Source organism: Stenotrophomonas sp. STEN038, from assembly GCF_056759895.1.
Window position 1 is genome coordinate 21,514 of sequence record NZ_JBRRDW010000014.1, and the last position, 25,687, is coordinate 47,200.

24 protein-coding genes are annotated in these 25,687 nt (G+C 64.3%); 21 read left to right on the forward strand and 3 right to left on the reverse strand.

The features are described 5' to 3' along the window. Positions 1-55 precede the first annotated feature (55 nt). From ACVOLS_RS07865 to ACVOLS_RS07875, 3 genes are all read left to right on the forward strand, one after another. Entirely contained in the window at positions 56-853 is a 798-nt protein-coding gene (locus ACVOLS_RS07865) for a TlpA family protein disulfide reductase (RefSeq protein WP_481545159.1), read from the forward strand. A gap of 24 nt (positions 854-877) precedes the next feature. Then, on the forward strand, positions 878-1,684 hold the full coding sequence (gene dsbG, locus ACVOLS_RS07870; RefSeq protein WP_481545160.1) for a thiol:disulfide interchange protein DsbG: 807 nt from the start codon (positions 878-880) through the stop codon (positions 1,682-1,684). 80 nt (positions 1,685-1,764) lie between these two features. Then, positions 1,765-2,751 (forward strand): cation diffusion facilitator family transporter, encoded by a 987-nt coding sequence (locus ACVOLS_RS07875; protein ID WP_481545161.1) that lies wholly within the window; start codon positions 1,765-1,767, stop codon positions 2,749-2,751. A gap of 274 nt (positions 2,752-3,025) precedes the next feature. Here the strand turns inward: ACVOLS_RS07875 and ACVOLS_RS07880 are convergent, their stop codons facing one another. Continuing rightward, positions 3,026-5,089 carry a 3-hydroxyacyl-CoA dehydrogenase NAD-binding domain-containing protein gene (locus ACVOLS_RS07880; protein WP_481545162.1) on the reverse strand — a complete coding sequence of 688 codons (2,064 nt, stop codon included), beginning with the start codon at positions 5,087-5,089 and terminating at the stop codon, positions 3,026-3,028. Between the two features lie 236 nt (positions 5,090-5,325). On the opposite strand from ACVOLS_RS07880, the gene rpoE reads away from it, so the two are divergent. From rpoE to recO, 9 genes are all read left to right on the forward strand, one after another. Continuing rightward, positions 5,326-5,946 (forward strand): RNA polymerase sigma factor RpoE, encoded by a 621-nt coding sequence (rpoE, locus tag ACVOLS_RS07885; protein ID WP_313170618.1) that lies wholly within the window; start codon positions 5,326-5,328, stop codon positions 5,944-5,946. Beyond that, positions 5,943-6,839, forward strand: coding sequence for a sigma-E factor negative regulatory protein (locus tag ACVOLS_RS07890; RefSeq protein ID WP_481545163.1), 897 nt, complete (start codon positions 5,943-5,945; stop codon positions 6,837-6,839). The genes rpoE and ACVOLS_RS07890 overlap by 4 nt, the downstream gene beginning before the upstream one ends. 130 nt (positions 6,840-6,969) lie before the next feature. Further along, a complete protein-coding gene (locus ACVOLS_RS07895) occupies positions 6,970-8,490 on the forward strand; it encodes a DegQ family serine endoprotease (RefSeq protein WP_481545164.1) in 1,521 nt (506 codons plus the stop codon). Positions 8,491-8,649: 159 nt separating this feature from the next. After that, the gene (gene lepA / locus ACVOLS_RS07900) at positions 8,650-10,440 is read left to right on the forward strand and encodes a translation elongation factor 4 (RefSeq protein WP_481545218.1); all 1,791 of its coding nucleotides are present in this window, start codon (positions 8,650-8,652) and stop codon (positions 10,438-10,440) included. A 108-nt stretch (positions 10,441-10,548) separates the two neighbouring features. Next, positions 10,549-11,352 carry a signal peptidase I gene (lepB, locus tag ACVOLS_RS07905; RefSeq protein WP_481508334.1) on the forward strand — a complete coding sequence of 268 codons (804 nt, stop codon included), beginning with the start codon at positions 10,549-10,551 and terminating at the stop codon, positions 11,350-11,352. Positions 11,353-11,381: 29 nt separating this feature from the next. Beyond that, complete coding sequence (locus ACVOLS_RS07910) at positions 11,382-11,756, forward strand: DUF4845 domain-containing protein (RefSeq protein WP_481545165.1); 375 nt, start codon at positions 11,382-11,384, stop codon at positions 11,754-11,756. Then, entirely contained in the window at positions 11,746-12,423 is a 678-nt protein-coding gene (gene rnc / locus ACVOLS_RS07915) for a ribonuclease III (protein WP_481545166.1), read from the forward strand. Before ACVOLS_RS07910 ends, rnc begins: the two co-directional genes overlap by 11 nt. Further along, positions 12,420-13,322: a GTPase Era gene (gene era / locus ACVOLS_RS07920; protein ID WP_481512644.1), complete on the forward strand. Its 903-nt coding sequence runs from the start codon at positions 12,420-12,422 to the stop codon at positions 13,320-13,322. The genes rnc and era overlap by 4 nt, the downstream gene beginning before the upstream one ends. 194 nt (positions 13,323-13,516) lie before the next feature. Beyond that, a complete protein-coding gene (gene recO, locus ACVOLS_RS07925; protein WP_481545167.1) occupies positions 13,517-14,239 on the forward strand; it encodes a DNA repair protein RecO in 723 nt (240 codons plus the stop codon). Positions 14,240-14,313: 74 nt separating this feature from the next. Here the strand turns inward: recO and ACVOLS_RS07930 are convergent, their stop codons facing one another. Continuing rightward, positions 14,314-15,027, reverse strand: a complete 714-nt coding sequence (locus ACVOLS_RS07930; protein WP_481545168.1) for an Hpt domain-containing response regulator — start codon at positions 15,025-15,027, stop codon at positions 14,314-14,316. A 124-nt stretch (positions 15,028-15,151) separates the two neighbouring features. On the opposite strand from ACVOLS_RS07930, the gene rlmD reads away from it, so the two are divergent. The 9 genes from rlmD to ACVOLS_RS07975 all read left to right on the forward strand — a co-directional run bounded on the left by rlmD (position 15,152) and on the right by ACVOLS_RS07975 (position 23,621). Further along, on the forward strand, positions 15,152-16,492 hold the full coding sequence (gene rlmD, locus ACVOLS_RS07935; protein ID WP_481545169.1) for a 23S rRNA (uracil(1939)-C(5))-methyltransferase RlmD: 1,341 nt from the start codon (positions 15,152-15,154) through the stop codon (positions 16,490-16,492). A gap of 3 nt (positions 16,493-16,495) precedes the next feature. Next, positions 16,496-16,981: a CYTH domain-containing protein gene (locus ACVOLS_RS07940; RefSeq protein ID WP_481545170.1), complete on the forward strand. Its 486-nt coding sequence runs from the start codon at positions 16,496-16,498 to the stop codon at positions 16,979-16,981. 135 nt (positions 16,982-17,116) lie between these two features. Continuing rightward, positions 17,117-17,812 (forward strand): DsbA family oxidoreductase, encoded by a 696-nt coding sequence (locus ACVOLS_RS07945; protein ID WP_481545171.1) that lies wholly within the window; start codon positions 17,117-17,119, stop codon positions 17,810-17,812. A gap of 79 nt (positions 17,813-17,891) precedes the next feature. Continuing rightward, complete coding sequence (gene nagZ, locus ACVOLS_RS07950; protein ID WP_481545172.1) at positions 17,892-18,899, forward strand: beta-N-acetylhexosaminidase; 1,008 nt, start codon at positions 17,892-17,894, stop codon at positions 18,897-18,899. Further along, positions 18,899-19,450 carry a hypoxanthine-guanine phosphoribosyltransferase gene (locus tag ACVOLS_RS07955; protein WP_481512637.1) on the forward strand — a complete coding sequence of 184 codons (552 nt, stop codon included), beginning with the start codon at positions 18,899-18,901 and terminating at the stop codon, positions 19,448-19,450. The genes nagZ and ACVOLS_RS07955 overlap by 1 nt, the downstream gene beginning before the upstream one ends. Positions 19,451-19,552: 102 nt before the next feature. Further along, positions 19,553-20,299: an S-methyl-5'-thioinosine phosphorylase gene (locus ACVOLS_RS07960; RefSeq protein WP_481545173.1), complete on the forward strand. Its 747-nt coding sequence runs from the start codon at positions 19,553-19,555 to the stop codon at positions 20,297-20,299. A gap of 90 nt (positions 20,300-20,389) precedes the next feature. After that, complete coding sequence (gene cspE, locus ACVOLS_RS07965) at positions 20,390-20,596, forward strand: transcription antiterminator/RNA stability regulator CspE (protein WP_481512635.1); 207 nt, start codon at positions 20,390-20,392, stop codon at positions 20,594-20,596. A 77-nt stretch (positions 20,597-20,673) separates the two neighbouring features. After that, positions 20,674-21,912 (forward strand): FAD-dependent oxidoreductase, encoded by a 1,239-nt coding sequence (locus tag ACVOLS_RS07970; protein WP_481545174.1) that lies wholly within the window; start codon positions 20,674-20,676, stop codon positions 21,910-21,912. A 62-nt stretch (positions 21,913-21,974) separates the two neighbouring features. Then, positions 21,975-23,621, forward strand: coding sequence for an acyl-CoA dehydrogenase family protein (locus tag ACVOLS_RS07975; protein WP_481545175.1), 1,647 nt, complete (start codon positions 21,975-21,977; stop codon positions 23,619-23,621). Between the two features lie 212 nt (positions 23,622-23,833). Here the strand turns inward: ACVOLS_RS07975 and ACVOLS_RS07980 are convergent, their stop codons facing one another. After that, positions 23,834-25,531 carry a diguanylate cyclase gene (locus ACVOLS_RS07980; protein ID WP_481545176.1) on the reverse strand — a complete coding sequence of 566 codons (1,698 nt, stop codon included), beginning with the start codon at positions 25,529-25,531 and terminating at the stop codon, positions 23,834-23,836. Positions 25,532-25,687: the final 156 nt, after the last annotated feature.

A 25,687-nucleotide genomic window follows, 5' to 3' on the forward strand; every position in this document is an offset into this window, starting at 1 on the left:
GATTCACTGTTTGTTCAAGTTCGCTTGTGCTGGGCACCACTATCGGAATGGCGGAATGATCAGCGCCGGCCCGTTTCCGTTGATGGCGCTGGTTGCCCTGTTGGCGCTGGCGATTGGCTGGTTCTTCGCGCGCGCATTGACCCCTGTTGCCGATGGAATGCGCAGCCGCGCTGGTGCGGTGGTGCTGGATGCGTTTCTGCTGGGTTTGCTTGGCGCACGTCTGGGGCACGTGGCGCTGCATGCTGGCGACTATCTGCCGCAGCCGCTGTCCATCATTCGTCTGGGCGATGGCGGTTATTCGATCTGGGCCGGCCTGTTGGTCGCCGCCGCCTATGCGCTGTGGAAGACCCGCCAACGCATCCTGCGCAAGCCGGTGTTGCTTGGCCTGGCTGCCGGTGCGGCGTTCTGGGCAATCGGCGGCATGGCGTTGTTTGCAATGCAGCGCTCATCCATTCCGTTGCCGGACGCAGTGCTGGTTGACATGCAGGACAAGCCGGCACCGCTGGCTGCATTTGCCGGCAAGCCAACCGTGATCAATCTGTGGGCGACCTGGTGCGGGCCTTGCCGGCGCGAGATGCCGGTGCTGGCGCAGGCGCAGCAGGCGCACCCGCAGGTGCAGTTCGTGTTTGCCAACCAAGGTGAAACCCGCGATGAGGTCGCCGACTATCTGCGTGCCGAGAACATGCAGTTGGGCAACGTGCTGCTGGATGCCGAGTCGCGGGTGATGCAGCAGACCGGTGCCCGCGCATTGCCGACAACGTTGTTCTTCGGCGCCGATGGGCGGCTGCGCAATGTGCACATGGGCGAGCTGTCGCGCGCCACGCTGGAAGCGCGCCTGCGCGAAATGCAATAACCCCTTTCCTGAAAGAGACACACGATGATGCGTTCCCGTTCGATGTTGCTGTTGTTGTCCGCCATGACGCTGACGCCGCTGGCCTGCGCACAGACTGCCAGTGCCCCGGCGGCGACTACGGCAAAGCCGGCTGCGGCCAATGAGCCGGCGGTAGTGAAGACCCTGCGCTCGCAGGGCGTGGAGTTCATGGGCACGTTCGAAACGCCGGTTGGCCTGACCGGCTATGCCGGCGTCGCCGGCCAGCGTCCGCTGGGCGTGTATGTGTCCAAGGATGGTGAGTACGCGGTGGTTGGCACGTTGGTGAACGCCAAGGGTGAGGACGTCAGCGCCGCCAAGCTCAAGGAGCTGGTATCCGGGCCGATGGGCCAGCAGGCCTGGGCCAAGGTCGAGGCCAGCCATTGGGTGCGCGATGGCAAGGCCGATGCGCCGCGCGTCATCTATTCCTTCAGCGACCCGAATTGCCCGTACTGCAACCGCTTCTGGGAAGCTGCACAGCCTTGGGTAGCCGCAGGCAAGGTGCAGATCCGGCAGATCCTGGTCGGCGTGATCCGCGAGGACAGTGCCAACAAGGCCGCCGCGATTCTGGGCGCAGCCTCGCCGGAGCAGGCACTGATCCAGAACGAGCGTGATTTCGCCAAGGGCGGCATCAAGCCGCTGGCGACGGTGCCGGCGGCGGTGCAGGCCAAGCTGCGTGCGAATGAGGCGTTGATGCTGGACCTGGGCTTCCAGGGCACGCCGGGCATCCTGTTCAAGGATGCAGACGGCACGGTGCAGATGCGCTCGGGCATGCCGCAGGGTGATGACATGCAGACGGTGCTCGGACCACGCTGATCACTGAACCGGGCGGCGGCGATGTAATAGTCTCCGCCGCCACAGGCTGACTAAGCTGGCCCCGCTATGAGGAGCCAGCCATGAGTCACGACCACAACCATCTGCCCAGCGAAATCCGTCACGAGAAACCACTGTGGTGGGCGCTGGGCCTGACCACCGCCTATCTGGTAGTCGAAGTCATTGGTGCTTTCTGGACCAACAGCCTGGCGTTGTTGTCCGATGCCGCGCATATGGCGACTGATGCCATCGGGCTGATGATCGCCTTGACCGCCGTTCGCCTGAGCCGGCGTCCGCCCGATGCCAAGCGCACCTACGGCTATGCGCGGTTGGAAGCGCTTGGTGCGGTAGCCAATGGCCTGCTGTTGTTCGGCGTGGGTATCTACATCCTGTTCGAGGCCGTGCAGCGCTTCCAGCAGCCGCAGGCGATCGCCTCCACCGGCATGATGTGGGTGGCTGCATTCGGCCTGGTGGTGAACCTGATCGCGATGCGCCTGCTCAGCGCGGGCAGCGGCGAGAGCTTGAACGTCAAGGGCGCCTATCTGGAAGTGTGGAGTGACATGCTTGGCTCGGTGGCGGTGATTGCCGGCGGCCTGATCATCCATTTCACCGGCTGGACCCTGGTTGATCCGATTCTTGCGGTGCTGATCGGCTTGTGGGTACTGCCACGCACCTGGGTGCTGCTGCGCGATGCGATCAACGTGTTGTTGGAAGGCGTGCCCAAGGGCGTGGTGTTGGCCGATATCGAGCAGGCGCTACGCAGGCATGCCGGTGTTGCCGGTATCCATGATCTGCATGTATGGGCGCTGGCATCGAGCACGCCTGCATTGACTGTGCATGTGGTGATGAATGATGGGCAGGCACCGGATGTATTGCGTCGTGAGCTGGCTGATCTATTGCATGAGCGGTTTGATATCGATCATGTGACGGTACAGGTTGAAGCGGATCACTGTGGTGATGATTGTGCTGAGAAGAAGGCGGGCGGTGGTGATCATGATCATGATCATGATCACGAAGGTCATGCGCATGGGCCGGATGATCAAGGTCACCATGGGCATGTGCACCGCTAAAGTGTAGTGCCGAGCCATGCTCGGCAGAGGCTTTACCGATGATCCATCAGCCTCGGTTGTTGTTTGTGGGAGCGGCGTAAGCCGCGAAGCTGGCATTGCTGGAATTGCCGGAACAACTGCAATCTGATTGATCTGTGGTTTCGCGGCTTACGCCGCTCCCACAACCTGGCGCGCGTGCCGGTAAGGCTCCTGCCGAGCATGGCTCGGCACTACAGGTGAAACAAAAAAACGGAGCCTTTCGGCTCCGTTTTTCATTCAATCAACCGGCAAAAACTCAAACCACCGGCTCACGCAGCTCCGGCATGTCCCAGCCCTTGCGCGGTGCAAAGCGGTCGCCATGACGCGCCTGCAAGGTCTTCAGTTTCTCAACCAATACATCCACACCCGTCGCGCGGATATGCTGGATCGGGCCGCCGCGGAACGGGGCGAAGCCGGTGCCGAAGATCACGCCGGCATCGAGCAGGTCGGCATCGGCGACCACGCCGTCGTGCAGGCAGGCCACGGCTTCGTTGAGCAACGGCAGGATCAAGCGGTCTTCCAGATCCGATGGCGCCTGGTAGTCCTTGGCCACTTCCGGCTTCACTGCGCGGCCGTTCTCCCACTTGTAGATGCCCTGGCCATCCTTCTTGCCGCGCTTGTTCGGCTCGACGGTCGCCAGTGCGGCCGGGATCTGCAGACCGAGGAAGGGCGCCAGTTCCTTGCCAACGCCAGCGGCCACGTCCAGACCCACCGTATCCAGCAGCTCGATCGGGCCCATCGGCATGCCGAACTTGACCGCGGCCTTGTCGATCACCGGGCCAGGGATGCCTTCGGCATACGCGGTGGCGGCTTCCAGCATGTACGGGAACAGCACGCGATTGACCAGGAAGCCGGGCGTGCCGGCCACCGGCACCGGGAACTTGCCCAGCGCCTTGCAGAACGCAGCCAGACGCTTCTCGGTCTCCGGCGCCATGCCGTCGTGGTGGATGATTTCCACCAACGGCATCTGCGCGACCGGGTTGAAGTAGTGCAGGCCGGCAAACTGCGCCGGGCGCTGGATGTGGTCACGCAGCTCGACCAGCGGGATCGAGGAGGTATTGGTGGTCAGCAGCGCATCGGCCTTCATCTTCGGCTCCAGCGTCTGGTACAGCGCACGCTTGGCTTCCGGGTTCTCGATGATGGCTTCGATGACCAGATCGGCATCGGCAACACCGTCACCGGCGAGATCAGCCCTCAGTCGTGCGGCCACTTCCGGGCGCTTGCTCTCATCGCGCACCTTCTTGTCGAACAGCGCCTGCGCGCGGGTCATGGCCGGGTCGATGAAGCGGTGCTCGCGGTCCTGCAGGGTCACGTTGAAGCCCTTGTAGGCTGCCCAGGCAGCAATATCGCCGCCCATCACGCCGGCGCCGACCACGTGCACGTGCTTGATGCCCGAATCCTTGCCGCCCAGGCCCTTGAGCCGTTCGGTCAGGAAGAAGATACGGATCAGGTTGCGCGCGGTCGGGCTGCTGGCCAGCTTGACCACGGCGCGGCGCTCGGCGTCCAGGCGCTTCTGGATCGGGCTGCCGCCGGTGCGCTCCCAGGTGTTGATAAGCGCGTAGGGCGCCGGGTACTGGTCCTTCTTGGCCTTGCGTGCGACCTGCTTGGCCATCTGCGGGGCGAGGATCTTGCGGGCCAGGAAAGTATTGGTGGCCCAGGCGGTGGCGCGTTGCTTGAACGGCCGGGTCACCCCGGTCTGCAGCAGCGCGATGGCCGCATCGACCAGCACCGCCGGAGCGGCGACCTTGTCGACCAGGCCGATAGCACGCGCGGCCGAGGCCGACAGCGTGCGGCCGGTCAGCATCATGTCCATCGCCGCAGGCGCGCCGACCAGCTGTGGCAGGCGCGCACTGCCGCCCCAGCCGGGGAAGATGCCCAACTGGGTCTCGGGCAGGCCGATACGGGTGGATTGATCGTTGGAGGCCACGCGGTAACGGCAGGCCAGCGCCAGCTCGGTGCCGCCGCCCAGGCAGTGGCCGTGGATCGCGGCGACGGTCGGGCAGGGCAGCTCGGCCAGCTTCTGGTAGACGCTCTGGCCACGGCGGATGGCGTCATTGACGGTACCGCGGCGGTCGAATTCCTGGAATTCCTTCAGGTCGGCGCCAGCAATGAAACCGGCCGCCTTGGTCGAGCGCACCACCACGCCCTTGGGCGGGTCGATGGCCAGGCGCTCGACGATGTCGCCCAGTTCCAGCAGCACGTCCTGCGACATGGCATTGACCGGGCTGTCCTTGCGGTCGAGGCTGAGCACTGCCACGCCATCCTCGCGCAGCTCGGTTTGCCAATGATTGAAGCGGAGCCCGTCGAAGCCTGAGAGCATGGGACGTTCCATCCGGTTGTGTATGGAGAAGGCCGCTATGATCCAGAGGTTGTTTCCCTGCCGTCAAATCCCAATGTCAGGAAATGTGTTGTGCTTATCTGGTCAACGCCCCTGCAGGTTAGCCGAACGGGAGTTAAAAGCTGGTGCGGTGCCGCTGGGACAGGGTGCTGAACTTTTGCCGCGAACAGCGGTCTTAATGCCCGACGTCGGTTGGGCTGACAGGAGTGCGGCCCGTTATGGCCGAGGTTGAAACACCGCAGGAGCTGGACCTGGAACTGGTCCGGCGTGTGCAGCGCGGCGAAAGCGCGGCGTTCGATGTGTTGGTACGCAAGTACCAGCATCGGATCATCGCGTTGATCGGGCGCTACATCGCCGACTGGAGTGAATGTCAGGACGTGGCCCAGGACACTTTCGTGCGCGCCTACCGTGCGCTCGGGAATTTCCGTGGCGACGCCCAGTTCTATACCTGGTTGCATCGGATCGCAGTGAATACCGCAAAAAACTATCTGGCAGCACACAACCGGCGCCCCCCCACCGACGACATCGAGATCGGTGACGCCGAGCAGTTCGACAGTGGGGTGCGCTTGCGCGACAACGACACGCCCGAGCGTGAGTTGATGCGCCAGGAACTGGAACAGACCGTGATGAAGGCGGTTGATGCGTTGCCCGAAGAGCTGCGCTCAGCCATTACGTTGCGAGAGGTGGAAGGCATGAGTTACGAGGATATCGCGCAGAAAATGGGATGCCCGATCGGTACGGTGCGGTCGCGGATCTTCCGTGCCCGCGAGGCCATTGATGCACAGCTGCGTCCCTTGCTGGATACCCCCAGCGCTACCCGTGAACGGAGTCGCGTATGAACCCGCAAGACCGTAACCCGGTGTCGGCCGGTGCTGCGCCGGACAAATTCGAATTGCACTACCGCCAGCAGCTGTCGGCGCTGGTGGATGGCGAGCTGGCCGCCGATGAGGCGCGTTTCATGCTGCGCCGCTTGGAACACGACAGCGAGCTTTCGGCCTGCCAGGAGCGCTGGCAGGTAGTGGGTGACGTGATGCGCGGCCAGGCCTGCGCACCGGCACCCCTGGATTTCAGTGCGCGGGTCCGTCAGGCGGTGGACGCCGATGCCCGCCAGAACGGGCCGGTTGTTGCCGCGCCTGCCCAAGAGCGGGCAACGCGTACTGGCTGGCGGCGTTGGGGTGGCGGTGCCGCCTTGGCTGCCTCGGTGGCTGCGGTGGCCTTGTTCATGGCCCGTGAGCAGTTGCCGGAAACCAGTGCGCCGACGCCGGTCATCGCGACCACGGCGGAAGTTGCTCCAGCACCGGAACCGCCATCGGCACCCACTGCGGCGGATGCCGGCAATGTTGCCGGTTTGGTTGCAGCCGCACCGGCGGTTGCTGCAGCCGTGACCCGTCGTCAGGACGCCAATGCCCGCCGTGGCAGTGCGACCCGCACCCAGCAGGCGGCGCGCGCCGGTACTGCGCGTGTGGCCGAGCCGCAGCGGGCCATCGCTTCCGCGCCGGTATTGCCGGCGACCCCGGCACTGCGCCAGGACCCGTTCGCCACCGGCAACGGGGTGCTGCATGCGCGGCCTTGGCCGCGCTCGACGGTAGCACCGTCGCTGTCACAGGGGGCGCTCAACGCCAGTTTCCCTGGACAGGAGCAGGGTGGGGCGACGTTCTACCCGTTTGAACCGCGCATGCCGGCACAAAGTGCCGACGATGCTGCGTCGCGCAGGCTGTTGCCGCGTCAGTGAGTGTTGCTTGCCGGTCGTCCGCCTCCGGGCGACCGGTTTCTTCCCCGGATTCCAGGTTTGTGCGCTGTTGGCTTGCGTACCGGGCTTGGCTGTTCTTTCCCGCTTTGACTGAATTGGAGGTTCGAAGCTGATGACCCCACGTATCCAAAACAAGGTGTTTGGCCTGCTGGCGATGACCCTGCCGTTGGTGGCCTGCGCGCAGAGCCCGGCCCCGAATGCACCGGCCGAACAGGTGGCCGCTACCCGTGCCGCGCCCGCGCCGCAGCTGGTGCAGGGCCTGCCTGACTTCACCCAGCTGGTCGACCAGGTTGGCCCGGGCGTGGTCAAGGTCGATACCGTGATCGGCGCGCGCCGCAATCCGCGCGCTGCCCAGCAGGGCCCGGACATTGACCAGATGCCGGAGTTCTTCCGCCGTTTCTTCGGTCCGGACTTCCAGATGCCGGGGCCGGGTCAGCAAGGCCCGGACAGCGGTCCGCGTGGGCGCAGCATGGGCTCGGGCTTCATCATCTCCAATGACGGCTATGTGCTGACCAATCACCACGTCATTGATGGTGCCGAGTCGGTCAAGATCACCCTGAGTGATCGCCGCGAGTTCACTGCCAAGGTGGTCGGCAGCGATGCGCAGTACGACGTGGCGCTGTTGAAGGTCGAGGCCAAGAACCTGCCAACCGTGCGCGTAGGTGACTCCAACTCGCTCAAGCCCGGCCAGTGGGTGGTAGCGATCGGTTCGCCGTTTGGCCTGGACCATTCGGTTACCGCCGGCATCGTCAGTGCGTTGGGTCGCAATACCGGTGGCCAGGAGCAGCGCTATGTGCCCTTCATCCAGACCGACGTGGCGATCAACCAGGGCAACTCCGGTGGCCCCTTGCTGAATACGCGCGGTGAAGTGGTCGGCATCAATTCGCAGATCTTCTCCGCCTCCGGCGGCTATATGGGCATCAGCTTCGCGATCCCGATCGACCTGGCGATGAATGCAGTCGAGCAGATCAAGAAGACCGGCAAGGTCAGCCGCGGCCAGTTGGGTGTGATGGTCGGTGAGGTGACCAGCGACATCGCGCAGGGCTTCAAGCTGCCTGACAGCCGCGGTGCGCTGGTGAACCAGATGGTGCCCGATAGCGCGGCGGCCAAGGCGGGTATCGAGGTGGGCGACGTGATCCGTGCGGTCAATGGCACCGAGATCAATACCTCCAGCGAGTTGCCGCCGATGATTGGCGCCATGCCGCCGGGCAGCAGGGTGCGGATGAGCATCCTGCGTGACGGCAAGCCACGCGATATCACCGTCACCCTGAGCGAACTGGCCGAGGATGCGGCGCGGCCGGGTAACACCGCTGCCGCTGGCGATGAGGCCAAGCCGCAGGCCGGCGCCAATGCCCTGCTGGGGCTGGAAGTGGCTGATCTGACCGCCGCCGAGCGTCGCCAGCTTGGCCTGGAGTCGGGCGAGGGCGTGCGCATCACCGGTGTCAACAGCCAGTCTGGCCGCGAGGCGCGTCTGGCCCCGGGTATGGTGGTGCTACAGGTCGGACGTGCGCCGGTGGGCAGCGTTGCCGCCCTGAACCGGGAGCTGGCTGGCTACAAGAAGGGCGACGTGGTGATGTTGCTGGTCCGGGCCGGTGCCAACAGCGCCTTCGTCCCGGTCCGCGCTGGCGAATAAGCCCGCCAGGCCTTGTGATAGCAATGGGAGCCGCCTTCGGGCGGCTCCTTTCATTCAGCTGCCAGCCAAACCCTGTGCGGGGCTTGGCTCCGGCATGCGATAATGGCCCGTTATCCTGACGACGCAGCGCCGCCGCCGCCACCTATGTCACATGATTCGATGCGGATGATCCGCAACTTCTCCATCATTGCCCACGTTGACCACGGTAAGTCCACCCTGGCCGACCGCATCATCCAGTTGTGTGGCGGCTTGACCGCGCGCGAAATGGAAGCGCAGGTCCTGGACAACAATCCGATCGAGCGCGAGCGTGGTATCACGATCAAGTCGCAGTCGGTGTCGGTGCCGTATACGGCCCGCAACGGCCAGACCTACTTCCTGAACTTCATCGATACCCCCGGCCACGTCGACTTCTCCTATGAAGTCAGCCGTTCGCTGGCCGCCTGCGAAGGTGCGCTGCTGGTGGTCGATGCGGCCCAGGGCGTGGAAGCGCAGTCGGTCGCCAACTGCTACACGGCCATCGAACAGGGCCTGGAAGTGGTGCCGGTGCTGAACAAGATCGACCTGCCCACCGCCGACATCGACCGCGCCAAGGCCGAGATCGAGGCGGTGATCGGCATCGATGCTTCTGATGCAGTGGCTGTCAGCGCCAAGACCGGCCTGAACATGGAAGAGGTGCTGGAGGCCATCGTGCACCGCATCCCGCCGCCGGCCGACCGTGGCAGCGACAAGCTTCAGGCGTTGATCATCGACTCCTGGTTCGACAACTACCTGGGCGTGGTCTCGCTGGTACGCGTGATGCAGGGCCAGATCAAGGCCGGCGACAAGATCCAGGTCATGTCCACCGGCCGTTGGCACCTGGTCGACAAGGTCGGCGTCTTCACCCCCAAGCGCAAGGAAATGCCTGCGCTGCGTGCCGGTGAAGTGGGCTGGATCAATGCCAGCATCAAGGACGTGCACGGCGCGCCGGTTGGCGACACCCTGACCCTGATGGCTGACCCGGCGTCCGAGCCGCTGCCCGGCTTCCAGGAAATGCAGCCGCGCGTGTTCGCTGGCTTGTTCCCGGTCGATGCCGAGGACTATCCGGACCTGCGTGAAGCCCTCGACAAGCTGCGCCTGAACGACGCCGCGTTGCGTTTCGAGCCGGAAAGCTCCGAGGCGATGGGCTTCGGCTTCCGCTGCGGCTTCCTCGGCATGCTGCACATGGAAATCGTGCAGGAGCGGCTGGAGCGCGAGTACAACCTCGACCTGATCAGCACCGCACCGACGGTGATCTACGAGGTGCTCAAGAGCGACGGGACCATCGTGATGATGGACAACCCGGCCAAGCTGCCGCCGGTCAACCAGGTCGAAGAGATCCGTGAGCCGATCATCCGCGCCAACATCCTCACCCCCGAGGAGTACATCGGCAGCATCATCAAGCTGTGCGAAGAGAAGCGCGGCAGCCAGATCGGCATCAACTACATGGGCAGCCAGGTGCAGATCAGCTATGAGCTGCCGATGGCCGAAGTGGTGCTGGACTTCTTCGACAAGCTCAAGTCGGTCAGCCGTGGCTACGCCTCGCTGGAATACCACTTCGTGCGTTTCGAGGCCGGCCCGTTCGTGCGCCTGGACGTGCTGATCAACGGTGACAAGGTCGACGCGCTGTCGCTGATCGCCCACCGCAGCCACGCCGATCGCCGTGGCCGCGAGCTGTGCGAGAAGATGAAGGACCTGATCCCCCGGCAGATGTTCGACGTGGCCATCCAGGCCGCGATCGGCGCGCAGATCATCGCCCGCACCACGGTCAAGGCCATGCGCAAGAACGTGCTGGCCAAGTGCTATGGTGGCGACGTTTCGCGTAAGAAGAAGCTGTTGGAAAAGCAGAAAGAAGGCAAGAAGCGCATGAAGCAGGTGGGCCGCGTGGAAATTCCACAGGAAGCCTTCCTCGCTGTGCTGCAGATGGACAAGTAACAGTGAATCGAGAGTAGGGAATGGGGAGTCGTAACGGCCGAGCGGAAACGCTTGGGACTGCGCGATTGCCTGCTCCCCATTCCCCGTTTCCATTCCGAAGGAACATGAATGAAATGGTTTGAAATCATCCTGGTTGTGTTGACCCTGGGCTCTGGCCTGGTGGTGCTGCTGGACAAGCTGTACCTGCGCAAGCGTCGTGCCGAAAAGGCCAGCCTGCTGGACAGCGAAGAGCCGGCGGTGGTGGATTATTCACGCGCGTTCTTCCCGGTGCTGGCGGTGGTGTTGATCCTGCGCAGCTTCGTGGCCGAGCCGTACAAGATCCCGTCCAGCTCGATGATGCCCAACCTGCTGATCGGTGATTTCATCCTGGTCAACAAGTTCTCCTACGGCTTCCGCCTGCCGATCACCAATACCAAGATCATCCCTGTGGCCGAGCCCAAGCGCGGTGATGTGGTGGTGTTCAAGCCGCCGCATGCGCCGGACCAGAACTGGATCAAGCGCGTGATCGGCCTGCCGGGCGATCGCATCGGCTTCCACGGTGACACCTTGTCGATCAACGGCGTGCCGATGGTCTACGAAGACCGCGGTGAGTACGTTGGCAAGGGCCCGGGGGCAGAAATGACCGGCGCCTCGCTGCTGACCGAGCAGCTACCGGGCCGCAGCCATACCGTGCTCGAGCTGCTGGGTCGTGCCGACCCGCGTGGCCAGGGTGACTGGGTGGTGCCGGAAGGTCAGTATTTCGTGATGGGTGACAATCGCGACAACAGCGAGGACAGTCGCTTCTGGACCCAGACCCACTTCCTGCCGGAAGAGAATCTGCGGGGCAAGGCGTTCCTGATCTGGCTGAACTGTGAAGGCTGGTTCTGCAAGGGTAGTTTCGAACCGTCGCGTATCGGGGCGGGCATTCAGTGAGTGGACAACGCGTTTCTGGGGAGATCGCAATGAAGCACAAACAAGCGGGTATGACGCTGACCTCGTTCCTGATGGTGTTGGCAGTGGTGGGCTTCGGGCTTTACATCGGCATGAAGTTGTTCCCGATGTACCAGGAGTTCTATTCGGTGAAGGTGGCGATGAAGTCGATGGCCAACGAGTCAACCGGTGAATTCAATCCTTCGACCGCGACCCAGGCGTTTTTCAAGCGCATGGACATGAATTACTCCGATAGCGTCAAACGCGACAACATCAAGTTCGAGCGTACCGACGGTGGCTGGCGGATGAACGTGACCTATGAGGTGCGCAAGCCGCTGATCGGCAATCTGGACATCGTAGGCAATTTCACAAATTCCCAGGACTTCACCTCAGGCAGTGCTCAATAAAACGTTCCAACGGGGTGATCTGATCGGTCACCCATTCAAGGACCAGGGTCTGCTGAAGCAGGCCCTGACCCATCGTAGTGCCGGTGCACCGCACAATGAGCGCCTGGAGTTTCTGGGCGACAGCATCGTCAACATGTTGATTGCCGAGGCATTGTTCACCCGTTGGCCGAAGGCGGACGAGGGCGCGCTGACCCGCGCGCGCTCCGCGCTGGTCTGTGAAAGCGCGCTGGCGGTGATCGCACGTACGCTGCAGCTGGGCGACCGGTTGACACTGGGCCCGGGCGAGATGAAGTCAGGCGGCCATCGCCGCGACTCCATCCTCGCTGATACCTTCGAGGCTGTGGTTGCCGCGATTTACCTGGACGCTGGTTTCGACGCCTGCCGCGAGCGGATAATGCCGTGGTTCGAGGCCTCGCTGTCGGCAGTACCGGCGGGCAAGCCCGAGAAAGACCCCAAGACACGCCTGCAGGAATGGTTGCAGGCCCGGCAGAAGACCCTGCCGGTATACGAGCTGGTATCGGAGACCGGCGACGACCACGCCAAGCACTTCCATGTGCGCTGTTGCGTGGCTGACCCTGCCGTAAGTACCGAAGGCGAAGGCACTTCGCGACGGCTGGCCGAACAACAGGCGGCAGCCGCCGCAATAGAGCAATTGGATTCCAAGTGAACGACACCTCCTCTCATCGCTGTGGCAGCGTCGCGGTCATTGGCCGCCCCAACGTTGGCAAGTCGACCCTGACCAATGCCCTGGTCGGCGCCAAGGTCAGCATCGTCTCCAATCGTCCGCAGACCACCCGTCACCGTCTGCTCGGCATTGCCACCTACCCGGAAGGGCAGCTGGTGCTGGTCGACACCCCCGGGCTGCATCGCCAGCAGAAGCGTGCGATGAACCGGGTGATGAACCGCGCCGCGCGTGCTTCGCTGGAAGGCGTGGATGTTGGCTTGCTGGTGATCGAAGCCGGTCGCTGGGATGAAGAAGACACCCTTGCGTTCAACGTCCTCAGCGACGCCGGCGTGCCGGTCGTGCTGATCGTCAACAAGGTTGACCGGATGAAGGACAAGGGTGCGCTGCTGCCGTTCCTGCAGGAGATCACCGTCGGCCGCGAATTTGCCGCTGTGCATCCGATCTCGGCACTGAAGCGCAATGGTCTGGACGCGCTGGTGCGAGACCTGATCGGGCTGGTGCCGGAAGGCCCGCCGATGTTCGGCGAAGATGAAATCACCGACCGCAGCCAGCGTTTCCTCGCAGGTGAGCTGGTCCGCGAACAGCTGATGCGCCAGCTCGGCGAAGAGTTGCCTTACGCCACTACCGTCGAAATCGAGCGTTTCGCCGAAGACGGTGCGCTGCTGCGCATCGGCGCGGTGATCTGGGTCGAGCGCGAAGGCCAGAAGGCGATTGTCATCGGCAAGGGCGGCACCCGCCTGAAGGAAATCGGGGCCAAGGCGCGTCTGCAGATGGAACGCCTGTTCGGTGCCAAGGTATTCCTGGAAACCTGGGTGCGCGTACGTGAAGGCTGGTCTGATGACGAGGCCGCGCTGAAGGCCTTCGGCTACGGCGAGCAGTAAGGCTTGGTCCGGGAACCGGGAGTGGAAACTGCCTGGTTCTGCCGCAGCTTGCGGCCCTGGTTGCTACCTGGCTATGTGAAAGGTCAGGTTGCGTGATGAAGGCCGACGCTGCGACGACACAGTTTCGCAGCGAAGGCATGCCGCCGGGGAGCCTGTCCAACTCCCGTTTCTCCATTCCCGACGCCCCGCCTTAGATGCGCATCGAAGACCAGCCCGCCTACGTGCTGCATGCCCGGCCTTGGCGCGAGACCAGTGTGCTGGTCGAGGTGCTGAGCCAGGAGCATGGCCGCCTGGGCCTGCTTGCGCGTGGTGTGCAGGGGGCCAAGAAGCAGGCGTTGCGTGCAGCCTTGCAGCCCTTGCAGGCAATCCGTTTTGACGCACAGCAGACCGGCGAGTTGGCGCAGCTGCGCAGGGCCGAAAGCCAGGATGTGGCGCCGCGGCTGCACGGCCACGCCATGCTCGCCGGGTTCTATATCAACGAACTGGTGATGCGGCTGACGCCGCGGCAAGATCCGGTGCCGGAGCTGTATTCGGCCTATGGCGAGCTGCGTGGTCAGCTGGATCAGGAGCAGACGCTGGCATGGTCATTGCGTCGCTTCGAGCGTGATCTGCTCGATGCGTTGGGCGTTGGCTTCGACTGGAGTTGTGCTGCTGATGGCGAGCCAATCGATCCGGCCGCGCGTTATCGGCTGGATCCGCTGCAGGGGCCGCTGCGCCTGCTGAGTGAGCGCAACAACGAACGGCGTGCGTTGGCCACCGGCAGCGCGCTGCTGGCCTTGGCCGCGGATCAGCAGCCCGGTAGCAGCGATGTCGCCAGCCTGCGCCTGCAGATGCGCTCAGTGCTGTTGCATCACCTTGGCGGTCGCGGGCTCAAATCCTGGGAAATGCTGGGCGAACTGGCCCGGCCGCAACCGTAGTGCCGAGCCATGCTCGGCAAGGGTTTCAGCGATAGGGCCGGCCCATGCCGAGCATGGCTCGGCACTACGCCTGATCAGCGCAACAGGGCGCTGACGGCGCTACCGAACTGTTGCCGTGCCTGCATCGATGCCGGATCGTGGTTCAGTTGACGCACTGCAAACGCCAGGCGCGAAGCACCGACAAAGCCACAACTGGCCTGCAACCTGTGCAGTTGGGCGTGCAGGGTCTTGTCGTCGTGTTCTTCCAATGCATGACTGACCGCATCGCGGGTGCCGGGCAACTCGGAGAGGAACAGTTCGCGCAGTGCACGCACATGCGCCTGTTGCCCGTTCAATGCATTCATTGCGGCTGATTCGTCCCAATCCAGTGCGGCCTCGGCAACGCCGTCGTCTGCCTTTGCAGTGGACTTGGCCAGCGCACGGCGCACGCTTTTCAGCAGTGCATCGCGACTGATCGGCTTGACCAGGGTTTCGTGGAAGCCGGCCTGTTGCAGTGTCGCCTGCATCTCCTGGCTGGTATCAGCGGTGTGCGCCAGCGCAACGGTGTGCGGATGACGCTCACGCAGGTTGCGCAGAAGACCAGCACCGTTGCCGTCAGGAAGGTTCACATCCAACAGCCATAGGTCGTAGCTATCACTCTGTGCCCAGCGCAACGCACTGGCGCATGAATCAGCGATATCTACCTTGGCCGGTAGCGATTCCAGCACAAACTGGAAGAAGCCCTGGCTGGTCATGTCGTCCTCGACCAACAACAGGCGCGGCAGGTTTCCTTGGTGATGCGTATTCATCTGCTGCCTCCATGTCAGCTACTGCCCGCATATTAGCGATGGCGCCGTGATCTGCAAGTCATCGGGGTGTTCACGTTGAGCATCTGCGACAATGACCGCCCTTTTGCCCGCAGCCTGTTGCCACGTGGCCCGATCCAGATCCCCCCGCATAGACAAGACTCCGTTCCAGACCGACATCCTCGACCTGAGCCACGACGGCCGTGGCGTTGCACGCCGTGAAGGCGAGGGTGGCAAGGTCACCTTCATCAGCGGCGCGCTGCCGCAGGAAACGGTGATGGCCGAGCAGACCGGCAAGAGCCGGCATTTCGATGAGGCCAAGACGGTCGAAGTGCTGAAGGCCTCGCCGCATCGCGTCGAGCCGCGCTGTCCGCATTTCGGCGTCTGCGCTGGTTGCGTGTTGCAGCATCTGGAAGAGTCGCAGCAGATCGTCGCCAAGCAGCAGGTGCTGACCGACAACCTGACCCGCATCGGTCACGTCAGCCCGGGCGAGGTGTTGCCGGCGTTGGTGGGTGACAGCTGGGGCTACCGCCGCAAGGGGCGCTTTTCGGTGCGTCGCGTCGAGAAGAAGGACAAGACGCTGGTCGGCTTCCGCGAACTTGATCCGCGTTTCGTCGCCGATCTGTCGCAGTGCCTGACGGTGATCCCGGAGATCGGCAGCAAGGTCGGCGTGCTGTCTGCCTTCATCGAAACGCTGGATGGCAAGCGCGATATCCCGCAGATCGAATTCATCGCCGGCGATGCCGCCATCGCGCTGACCGTGCGCCATCTGCAGCCGCTCAGTGATGCCGACAGGCAGGCGTGGATCACATTCGGCCAGGAGCATGGCTTCGCCATCTACCTGCAGTCCGGTGGCCTGCACACCGTGGCGCCGTTGTGGCCGGCCGAAGGTGTCGCATTGTCGTTCGCGTTGCCGCAGTGGGACGTGGACCTGGCATTCCGTCCGCTGGATTTCATCCAGGTCAATGCCAAGCTCAACCAGCAGATGATCGCGCATGCGCTGACCTTGTTGGATGCAAAGCCGGACGAACGCGTGCTCGACCTGTTCTGTGGCCTGGGCAACTTCACCTTGCCGCTGGCGCGCAGCGTGCGCGAAGTGGTCGGCGTCGAAGGCGAGGCCGGACTGGTCGCGCGCGCCAAGGAAAACGCCGAGCGCAATGGTCTGGCCAATGCCGAGTTCCATGCCGCCGACCTGACCCTGGATCAAAGCGAAGCACCGTGGATGAAGCAGGGCTTTGACAAGCTGCTGCTGGACCCGCCGCGTTCGGGTGCGATCGATGTGCTCAAGCAGTTGCCGCTGGAGCAGTTCAAACGCATCGTCTACGTCAGCTGCCATCCGGGCTCGCTGGCGCGCGACGCCGGTTACCTGGTCAACGAGCGCGGCTTCACCCTGGTATCAGCCGGCGCGATGGACATGTTCCCGCACACCGCGCACGTGGAAAGCATTGCCGTCTTCGAGAAGAGGTAAGCGGTGGGTATCGAGATCGAACGCAAGTTCCTCGTCACCAGCGATGACTGGCGGGCCGCCGCGCACGCCGTCATCCCGATGGCGCAGGGCTATATCAACGATACGGCGGCGATGGACAGCGGCGCGCAGAAGGCTTCGGTGCGGGTTCGCATCCAGGGCGACGAGGCCTACCTGAACATCAAGTCGCGCGAGCTCGGCCACACCCGCCAGGAGTTCGAGTACCCGGTGCCGGTGAACGAGGCGCGTGAGCTGCTGGCGCTGTGTGTTGGCGGCCTGATCGACAAACGCCGATATCTGGTCAAGCACGACGGGCTGCTGTGGGAAGTGGACGAATTCCTCGGTGACAATGCCGGACTGGTAGTGGCCGAAGTGGAACTGGAGAACGCCGACCAGGTGTTCGCCAAGCCCGACTGGGCCGGTGCCGAAGTCACCGACGAACTGCGTTATTACAATCTGGCCTTGGCATCGAAGCCGTACAGCCAGTGGTGAAGCCCCTGCCGAGCCATGCTCGGCAGGGGCTTCGCCGGTATGGTGTCCGTCACAAATGACCGGGCATTGCTCCGGATTTACCGGCAAGGCCCCTGCCGAGCATGGCTCGGTACTACTTTGATATTAGGAACCCACATGCGCATCGATATCTGGTCCGACGTTGTCTGCCCCTGGTGCTGGATAGGCAAGCATCGCTTCCAGCGCGGTCTGGAGCTGCTGGGCGCCGACGTGCCCGATATCGAGGTGCGCTGGCATCCGTTCCTGCTTGACCCGGATGCCGGCACCACCCCGGTGCCGCTGCTGGAGGCCTACGCTGCCAAATTCGGCGGCCCCGAACGTACCCGGCAGATGCTGGCGCAGACCCAGAGCACCGCCCAGGCCGAAGGCTTGCCGATGGATTTCGGCAAGGGTCAGGTCAAGGTCAGCACCCTGTCGGCGCACCGGCTGATGTGGCTTGCCGGTCAGTACGGGGTGCAGGAGCAGGTTGCTGAGGCGCTGTTCCGTGCGCACTTCGCCGAGGGCCGCAACCTGGCCGACCCGCAGGTGCTGATTGCCGCTGCCGCGGCGGGCGAGATCCCGGCCGAGCGCGTGCAGGCGATGCTGGCTTCTGACGAAGGTCTGGCCCAGGTCCAGGCCGGCATCGGCCAGGCCCAGGCGCTGGGCATCCAATCGGTGCCGACCTTCGTCATCAACGGCCAGTACGCGGTGCAGGGCGGGCAGCCGGCGGAAGTGTTTGCCGACGTGCTGCGCAAGATCGCGGCCGAACAAGCACCGTCAGGTGCCGCCAGCCAGGATGAACAGGCCTGCGGCCCGGATGGCTGCAGCGTCTGAACGAGGGCTCTGACGCGGCGGGCGCCATCTGCGACAATATTCCGCTACACCGCAGTCTGCGGTGGATTGGAGTCCTTGCATGCTTTTGATCGGCGTTGCCGGCACTGAACTGACTGCCCAGGAGCGTGACTGGCTGCAGCACGACGCCGTGGCCGGGGTGGTGCTGTTCAAGCGCAACTTCGCCTCGCGGGCGCAGGTGGTGGAGCTGGCCGCGGCGATCCGCGCTGCCACCGTACGTCCGCTGCTGATCAGCGTGGACCAGGAAGGCGGGCGGGTGCAGCGTTTCCGCGATGGCTATGCCGATCTGCCGCCGCTGGAAGGCTTCGGCAAACTGTATGCGAGCGATCCGGACGGCGCCTTGGCGCTGGCCGAGCAGCACGCCTGGCTGATGGCCAGCGAAATCCGTGCCAGTGGCCTGGACCTGAGCTTCGCGCCGGTGGTGGACGTGGGCCATGGCAACCTGGCCATCGGCAACCGTGCCTTTGGCGAAGACCCGCAGGTCGTCGCCGCCTTGACCGCTGCCTATGTGCGCGGCATGCATTCGGTCGGCATGGCTGCCACGCTCAAGCATTTCCCCGGGCATGGCACGGTCCGGGAGGATACCCATGTGGATACCGCGGTGGACCCGCGGCCGCTGGCCGAAATTGAAGCGCACGACCTGATTCCGTTCCGGGCCGGCATCGCCGCTGGCGCCGATGCGGTGATGATGGCGCACGTCATCTACCCGCAGGTGGCGCCGGAGCCGGCAGGTTACTCGCCGCGCTGGATCAACCAGATCCTGCGTGAGCAGATGGGCTTCCGTGGCGTGGTGTTCTCCGACGACATCGGCATGGCGGCCTCGTTCGCCGCCGGTGGGGTCAAGGCCCGCGTAGATGCGCATCTGGATGCTGGTTGCGACGTGGTGCTGGTCTGCCACCCGGAGCTGGTCGAAGAATCACTGCAGGCCGTGACCGGCCGCAGCTTGAACACCGCCGCCCTGTTGAGCCTGATCGGCCGCGGGGCGATGGGCTGGGGCGGCCTGCTGGCCGATGCCCGGCATGCCGATACTCGTAATCATCTGTTTGAAAACCTTGGAAGAACCGCCTGATGTCCAAACTCACTCTTGAACAAGCCGTGGCCCAGGCCGACCTGCTGGTCGACCGTCCCACCATCGACACCGCCATCGCCGGCATCGCCGACGCCATCGCGCGTGACTACAAGGGCGAAGTGCCGGTGTTCATCTCGATCATGAATGGTGCGCTGCCGTTCGCCGGCCAGCTGGCACTGGAGCTGGGCGCGCGTGGCCAGGATGCGCAGTTCGACTACATGCAGGCCTCGCGTTACCACGGCGAGACCGGTGGCGAGCTGGTCTGGAAGCATCGCCCGGTGTCGGCCCTGTTCGGCCGCCGGGTGATCCTGGTTGACGACATCCTGGACGAAGGCTTCACCCTGCAGGGCGTGCGCGAATGGTGCCTGGAGCAGGGCGCAACCGACGTGCGCATCGCCGTACTGACGGTCAAGCAGCACGACCGTGCGCTGCCGGGCGTCAAGGCCGACTATGCCGGCATCGACCTGCCGGACCGCTTCGTGTTCGGCTTCGGCATGGACGTCAACGAATCGCTGCGTTCGCTGCCGGCCATCTACGCAATGAAGCAGTAATACCTTTGGGCCGATGCTGGTCATCGGCTTTCGGTTTGATCGCGGCTGGGCCACGCCAAGGGCGTGGCTTGCGCGTGCCCAACGAGAACATCAGGAATGAGCATGGAACCTATCGCCCTGGCCGTTATTGGCGGCACCGGTGTGTACAAGCTGGCAGCGTTGGACGATGTGCAGACGCACGATGTGCTGACCGCCTACGGCGCCCCCTCCGGCCCGGTCCGGGTTGGCCTGTTGAATGGCCAGCGCGTTGCGTTTCTGGCGCGGCACGGTGAAGGTCACTCGATTCCGCCGCACAAGATCAACTACCGCGCCAATCTGGCCGCGCTCAAGCAGCTGGGTGCAACCCGTGTGCTGGCCTTGAACACGGTTGGCGGCATTGGTGATGACTTCGGCCCGCGCGTATTGGCCTGCCCGGACCAACTGATCGACTACACCTGGGGTCGGATTTCCACCCTCAGTGAGGAGGAAGGCAGTGAGGTCCTGCATGTGGACTTCGGCCACCCCTACACCCCGTCGTTCCGTGCCAAGGTGCTGGCAGCGGCCAAGGCCAAGGGTGTGGCGATGCAGGACGGCGGCTGCTATGGCGCCACCCAGGGCCCGCGCCTGGAAACCAATGCCGAGATTGCCCGGATGCGCCGCGACGGCTGCGATCTGGTCGGCATGACCGGCATGCCCGAAGCTGGGCTGGCGCGCGAATTGGGGCTGGAGTACGCCTGTTTGGCGATCGTCGCCAACTGGGCAGCTGGCTGCGGCGATGCCGCGGAGATCACCATGGCCGAGGTTTTGGCCAATGTGGAGGCAGCTTCGTCCGGTTTGCCGACTTTGGTGGGTGAATTGGCCCGGGGGTGATTGTCATCCCGGCTTAAGGTTTGCATACTCCGCCAGTGCGCTTCATTCAGCGTGCATCAATCCATTCATCGAACAAGGTCTCGCATCACCATGCCGAACGGTACCGTCAAGTGGTTCAACGACGCCAAGGGATTTGGCTTCATCTCACCGGAGGACGGCAGCGCCGATGTCTTCGCGCACTTCTCTGCGATCAATTCCAAGGGCTTCCGCAGCCTGCAGGAAGGCCAGCGCGTCAGCTATGACGTGACCCAGGGCCCGAAGGGTGCCCAGGCTTCGAACATCATGCCGGTCGAGTGATCGACCCGCATGTGCGGAAAAACCCCGCCTAGGCGGGGTTTTTTTTTAAGGATGCAGTCGCCCAGGGAGGGACTGTAATGAGCAAGACATTGGATATCGCCATTGTCGGCTACGGCACGGCCGGCCAAGCGTTGGCCGTGCTGCTGTCGCGCGATGGGCACCGGGTGCAGGTGTTCGAGCAGGCCGCAACGCCGGGCCCGGTAGGCGCGGGCTTCCTGCTGCAGCCCAGTGGCCTGCAGGCGTTGTGGCAGATGCAGTTGATGCCGCAGGTGCTGGAGCACGGCGCGGTGGTGCGCCGCCTGTACGGCGAGACCCCATGCGGTCGCGCGGTGATGGACATGACCTACGCCGGGCTGGATGCACGCCTGTGTGGCGTGGGCATGCAGCGCGGGGCGCTGTTCTCGCTGCTGGATGCCGCCTGGGATGCCAGCCCGTCGCTGCATGTGGACAGCCGCATCAGCGCTATCGATGACACGTTGCAGCGCGTGCAGGACCAGCACGGGCGCTGGCATGGCCCGTTTGATCTGGTGATCGCCACCGATGGTTCCGGCTCCGGGCTGCGCGCGCGGGTGCAGGGCACCAAGCTGGATCGCATTTATCCTTGGGGGGCGCTGTGGTGCCTGCTGCCGCGCGGCGATTGGCCGCATGGCGACGAGCTGCGCCAACGCTATGTGGCCGCGCGCAAGATGATCGGCCTGCTGCCGGTGGGCACGCGCCCGGGCGACGGCGAGCAACGCCTGAGCTTCTTCTGGAGTTTGCCGCGCGATGGTTTCCAAGCCTGGGAGCGCGATGGGCTGGAGCCGTGGCTTGATGAGATCACCACGCTTTGGCCGGAAGCGCGCGAGCGGCTGGCGGGGGTAACGGTGCAGGCGCAGCTGGCCCGCGCCAGCTACCGCGATGCGGTGATGCAGCGCTGGTACCGCGGCCGCCTGGTGTTGGCCGGTGACGCAGCACACTCGATGAGCCCGCAGCTGGGGCAGGGCGTCAATATGGCGCTGATGGACGCGATGGCGCTGCGCGATGCCTTGCGCGCGGAGCAGAGCATTGATGCTGCATTGGCGCGTTACCAGCACCAGCGCAAGGCACATGTGTGGCTGTACCAGTTCTGGAGCCGCTGGCTGACGCCGATCTTCCAATCCGATCACGATTGGATCGCCAATGGCCGGGACCTGCTGTTCAAGCCAATGGGACGTATGCCCGGCGGTCGTGGCCATATGCTGCGGGTGCTCAGCGGCACCCAGCATGGCCTGTTTGGCAAGCTCGCGCTGCAGGATGAATTCATCGCCGCGCTGGCCCAGGTCGCGCAGAATCGTTGAGCAGCGCGCGCACGCCGGGTGCTTGCGGCAGAATCAAAGGCGGTCCTCCCCGAGTCGCCGCCATGCAGCCGCAGCCGCCTCCGTTTGAAACCCACGTCGTCGACAACCAGCCGCCACCGTTTGCCGAGCGCGATCTGTGGCACGACGATCTGGTCTTGCAGCAGTGCGTGCAACGCGAAGGTGCTGAGTCCTTTGCTGGGGCATTGCAGCACTACGGCGTGTTGGCCGGTGGCGAGCTGTACCGCATTGGCTTTGATGCCAACCGACAGCGCCCGCTGCTGCGCACCCACGACGCGCACGGCAATCGGATCGATACCGTTGATTTCCATCCTGCCTACCATCGGCTCATGGCCACGGCGAAAACCCGTGGCGTGGCCGGGTTGTCCTGGCGTTCGGCGCAGCCCGGCGCACATGTGGCGCGTGGGGCGCTGAGCTATCTGCATCATCAGGCCGAAGCTGGCACCAGTTGCCCGCTGACCATGACCCATGCCGCCGTGCCGGTGCTGCGCCAGGAGCCTGCGCTGGCCGAATGGGCCAGCAAGGCAGCCGCACCTTTCTACGACGCGCGCGATGTACCTATCGGCGACAAGCCGGGCATCACCCTCGGCATGGGCATGACCGAGAAGCAGGGCGGTTCCGACGTGCGCAGTAACACCACGCTGGCGACACCGTTGGCGGGCGAGGGCGAGTACAGCCTGGTTGGACACAAGTGGTTTTTCTCCGCGCCAATGTCCGATGGTTGGTTGGTGCTGGCGCAGGCGCCGGGTGGACTGAGCTGCTTTTTGATGCCGCGGCGGCTGGCCTGTGGACGGCGCAACAACTTCCATCTGATGCGCTTGAAGGACAAGCTCGGCGATTGGGCCAATGCCTCCAGCGAGGTGGAGTTCTGCGGCGCCTGGGCGCGGCGCGTGGGCGAAGAAGGGCGCGGCGTGGCGACCATCATCGAGATGGTGATGCTGACCCGGCTGGACTGCATGTTGGGCTCGGCCGCGCAGATGCGCATGGCCTTGGCGCAGGCGCTGCATCATGCGCGGCATCGGCGCAGCTTCGGCAAGCTGCTGGTCGAGCACGCGTTGATGGCCAATGTGCTGAGTGACCTGGCAATCGAATCGGAAGCGGCGACCACCTTGGCAATGCGTGTAGCCCGCGCAGTCGATGCCGCGCCGCAGGATCCACAGCAGGCGGCGTTCGCGCGCATCGCCACGGCCATCGGCAAGTTCTGGATATGCAAGCGTGCGCCGGGCTTCGTCAATGAAGCGCAGGAGTGCCTGGGCGGTGCCGGCTATGTGGAAGAGTCGATGCTGCCGCGGCTGTACCGGCAGGCGCCGTTGAACTCGATCTGGGAAGGCAGTGGCAATGTGCAGTGCCTGGATGTGCTGCGTGCCTTGCAGCGCGAGCCAGAAACGCGTGTGGCCTTGCTGGCCGAGTTGCAGCAGGTCGCGGGTCGCGATGATGACTACGACAAGGCGCTGCAGGCGCTGTTGGAGCGGCTGCAAGGAACGGAGTTGCTGCAGGCCGATGCGCGCACGCTGGTGGTGGATATCGCGCTGCTGTTGCAGGCGGCGATGCTGTTGCGCGCGGACAGCCCGGTGGCGCAGACCTTCGTACGTTCGCGGTTGCGCCAATCGCAGCCGGTGTATGGGCAACTACAGGCAGATGCACCGTTCGCCGACATCCTGGCCCGCGCTATGCCAGTAGGAGCGGTGTAAGCCGCGAAGTCGGCAGCAATGCAGTCGCGAGTCGGCCTGCAACCGCAGAATGCCGGCTTGCAGGCGTTGCCTTGTGGGAGCGGCGTAAGTCGCGAAGCGGACAGCGATTGCAGTCGCGAGCAAGCCCGCAACTGCAGAATCAAGGCCGCCGCGTAAGGCTGCTGTCTACGCCGCTCACGGCTTTCCTGCAACGCACCTCGCCGCAGCCGTGATCAACCGGCACCATCCAGCGCAGGGTCGAAGCGCAGCACCTGGTTGCGACCACTGCGCTTGGCCCGGTACAGCGCGGCGTCGGCCTTGCGCAGGAGGGTGAGGCCGGCCACGCCATCAACCGGATACGTCGCCACGCCCAGCGATATGGTGATCGGCGGCAGCGTCTTGCCGGAGAACGGCACGCTCATCTGCGACAGGGCAAGGCGCAGTTCCTCGGCCTGACGCAGGGCATTGCTGCTGTCCGACTCGGGCAGGATCACGGTGAACTCTTCGCCGCCATAGCGGCAGGCGATGTCCTCGCCGCGCAGGCGCGAACCCAGCAGTTGGCCGATGGCTGCCAGCAAGGCGTCGCCGCCGCCGTGGCCGTGGGTATCGTTGAACTGCTTGAAGTGATCCACATCCAGCATGATCACCGACAGCGGGAAGTCGCGGCGGCCGCAGCGGGCGATTTCGCGGGTCAGTGATTCTTCCAGATAGCGGCGGTTGTACAGGCCGGTCAGCGGATCGCGGATCGACTGCAGGCGTAGTGACTCGCGCAGGCGCAGATTGCTCAGTGCAAGCGACAGCTGTTCCACCGCCGATTCGGCGATGTGCAAGCGGGGCAGCGGGCCGGGACCAGCACCGGAAAGAAACAGAAAACCAATCTGCACGCCTTGTGCCGACATCGGGATGCAGGCGGTGGCCACACTTTGACCGTGCTCAGGCCGGCTGATGTGCGGGCAGCTGGCATCACGCAGCAGGTCATCAATCAGATGCGGTTGCCCACGCCGTAGCGCCCAGCAATCGCTGGGTGGCAGGAAAGCGCTGGTTTCCACCAGCGGCTTGCCCCAGCTGACGATGTTCTCGACGCGATCATTGGAGGCGCGCAGCAGATAGATCGAGCCGGCGATAGTGGGCATCAGTGCTTCCAGCGTACGCGCGCTGATTTCCAGGGCTTCTTCCGGGTTGGCGCAGCTCTGCAGCAGGCCGGTATAGCGGCCCAACGTCTGCAGGTCGGCGCTGGAACGTTCGATCTGTTCCAGGTTGCCCGCCAGTTGCTGGCTGGCGCTGGCTGCGCGTTTCTCGGCGCGGGTGCGGCGGCGCAGCTCGGACAGCAGGATGCCGTAGACCGATGCGACCACGGCCAGGCCGAAGGGGATACCGGCAAAGGCGAGCCCCAGCAGCAGGTCGGCGCTGCGGCGCGAGCTGGCGGCGCGATCCACCAGTCGCTCGTGTTCTTCCTCGACCATGGTCCGCACCTGCTCGCGGATCGCGCTGGTGGTGCGGAATGCGCTCTGGTTGATTGCCGCGCGCGCGGCGTCCAGGCCTTGGCCGTCGTATATGTCGACGACGTGCTGGATCTGCTGCAGGCGCCTGTTCACCAGCTCGTTGAGCTTGAGCGCGTTGTGTGCCTGATCGGGATTGTCGGGGACCGACTTGGACAAGCTGCTCAGCAGCAGCGGCAGCCGTTCCACGCTCACCTGGTAGTCCAACAGATAGGCCTGGCTGCCGGTCAGCAGGTAGCCGCGCTCGGCTGACTCGGCATCGAGCACCATTGACTGGATTTCATCAATCCGGCTGATGACTTCGTGGGTATGGGCGACCAGTCGTGCATCGGCGATGAACCGACGCGCTCCGACGAATACACCGACGCCAATGGCGACGAACACCAGCGCCGAGAAAATCAGCGCGAATTTACTGCCCGTGTGTTTCCGCATCCTGCCCTTGACTGCATGATCTAGGTGATACGCACGTGCTGCCTACGCGTGCGTGATCACATGCCCGCCCGGATGTGGTGTGCATCCGGCCCCCCGTGGCATCACGCATCCAGCGCGAGCGTCACGCAGCTGCCATCACTATGTCAGCTGCGTGGC

Bases quoted from the DNA above. Each gene is read 5' to 3' on its own strand.
- ACVOLS_RS07865 (WP_481545159.1), top strand. From the start codon at position 56: ATGATCAGCGCCGGCCCGTTTCCGTTGATGGCGCTGGTTGCCCTGTTG.
- dsbG (WP_481545160.1), top strand. From the start codon at position 878: ATGATGCGTTCCCGTTCGATGTTGCTGTTGTTGTCCGCCATGACGCTG.
- ACVOLS_RS07875 (WP_481545161.1), top strand. From the start codon at position 1,765: ATGAGTCACGACCACAACCATCTGCCCAGCGAAATCCGTCACGAGAAA.
- ACVOLS_RS07880 (WP_481545162.1), bottom strand. From the start codon at position 5,089: ATGCTCTCAGGCTTCGACGGGCTCCGCTTCAATCATTGGCAAACCGAG.
- rpoE (WP_313170618.1), top strand. From the start codon at position 5,326: ATGGCCGAGGTTGAAACACCGCAGGAGCTGGACCTGGAACTGGTCCGG.
- ACVOLS_RS07890 (WP_481545163.1), top strand. From the start codon at position 5,943: ATGAACCCGCAAGACCGTAACCCGGTGTCGGCCGGTGCTGCGCCGGAC.
- ACVOLS_RS07895 (WP_481545164.1), top strand. From the start codon at position 6,970: ATGACCCCACGTATCCAAAACAAGGTGTTTGGCCTGCTGGCGATGACC.
- lepA (WP_481545218.1), top strand. From the start codon at position 8,650: ATGCGGATGATCCGCAACTTCTCCATCATTGCCCACGTTGACCACGGT.
- lepB (WP_481508334.1), top strand. From the start codon at position 10,549: ATGAAATGGTTTGAAATCATCCTGGTTGTGTTGACCCTGGGCTCTGGC.
- ACVOLS_RS07910 (WP_481545165.1), top strand. From the start codon at position 11,382: ATGAAGCACAAACAAGCGGGTATGACGCTGACCTCGTTCCTGATGGTG.
- recO (WP_481545167.1), top strand. From the start codon at position 13,517: ATGCGCATCGAAGACCAGCCCGCCTACGTGCTGCATGCCCGGCCTTGG.
- ACVOLS_RS07930 (WP_481545168.1), bottom strand. From the start codon at position 15,027: ATGAATACGCATCACCAAGGAAACCTGCCGCGCCTGTTGTTGGTCGAG.
- ACVOLS_RS07945 (WP_481545171.1), top strand. From the start codon at position 17,117: ATGCGCATCGATATCTGGTCCGACGTTGTCTGCCCCTGGTGCTGGATA.
- nagZ (WP_481545172.1), top strand. From the start codon at position 17,892: ATGCTTTTGATCGGCGTTGCCGGCACTGAACTGACTGCCCAGGAGCGT.
- ACVOLS_RS07955 (WP_481512637.1), top strand. From the start codon at position 18,899: ATGTCCAAACTCACTCTTGAACAAGCCGTGGCCCAGGCCGACCTGCTG.
- ACVOLS_RS07960 (WP_481545173.1), top strand. From the start codon at position 19,553: ATGGAACCTATCGCCCTGGCCGTTATTGGCGGCACCGGTGTGTACAAG.
- cspE (WP_481512635.1), top strand. From the start codon at position 20,390: ATGCCGAACGGTACCGTCAAGTGGTTCAACGACGCCAAGGGATTTGGC.
- ACVOLS_RS07970 (WP_481545174.1), top strand. From the start codon at position 20,674: ATGAGCAAGACATTGGATATCGCCATTGTCGGCTACGGCACGGCCGGC.
- ACVOLS_RS07975 (WP_481545175.1), top strand. From the start codon at position 21,975: ATGCAGCCGCAGCCGCCTCCGTTTGAAACCCACGTCGTCGACAACCAG.
- ACVOLS_RS07980 (WP_481545176.1), bottom strand. From the start codon at position 25,531: ATGCGGAAACACACGGGCAGTAAATTCGCGCTGATTTTCTCGGCGCTG.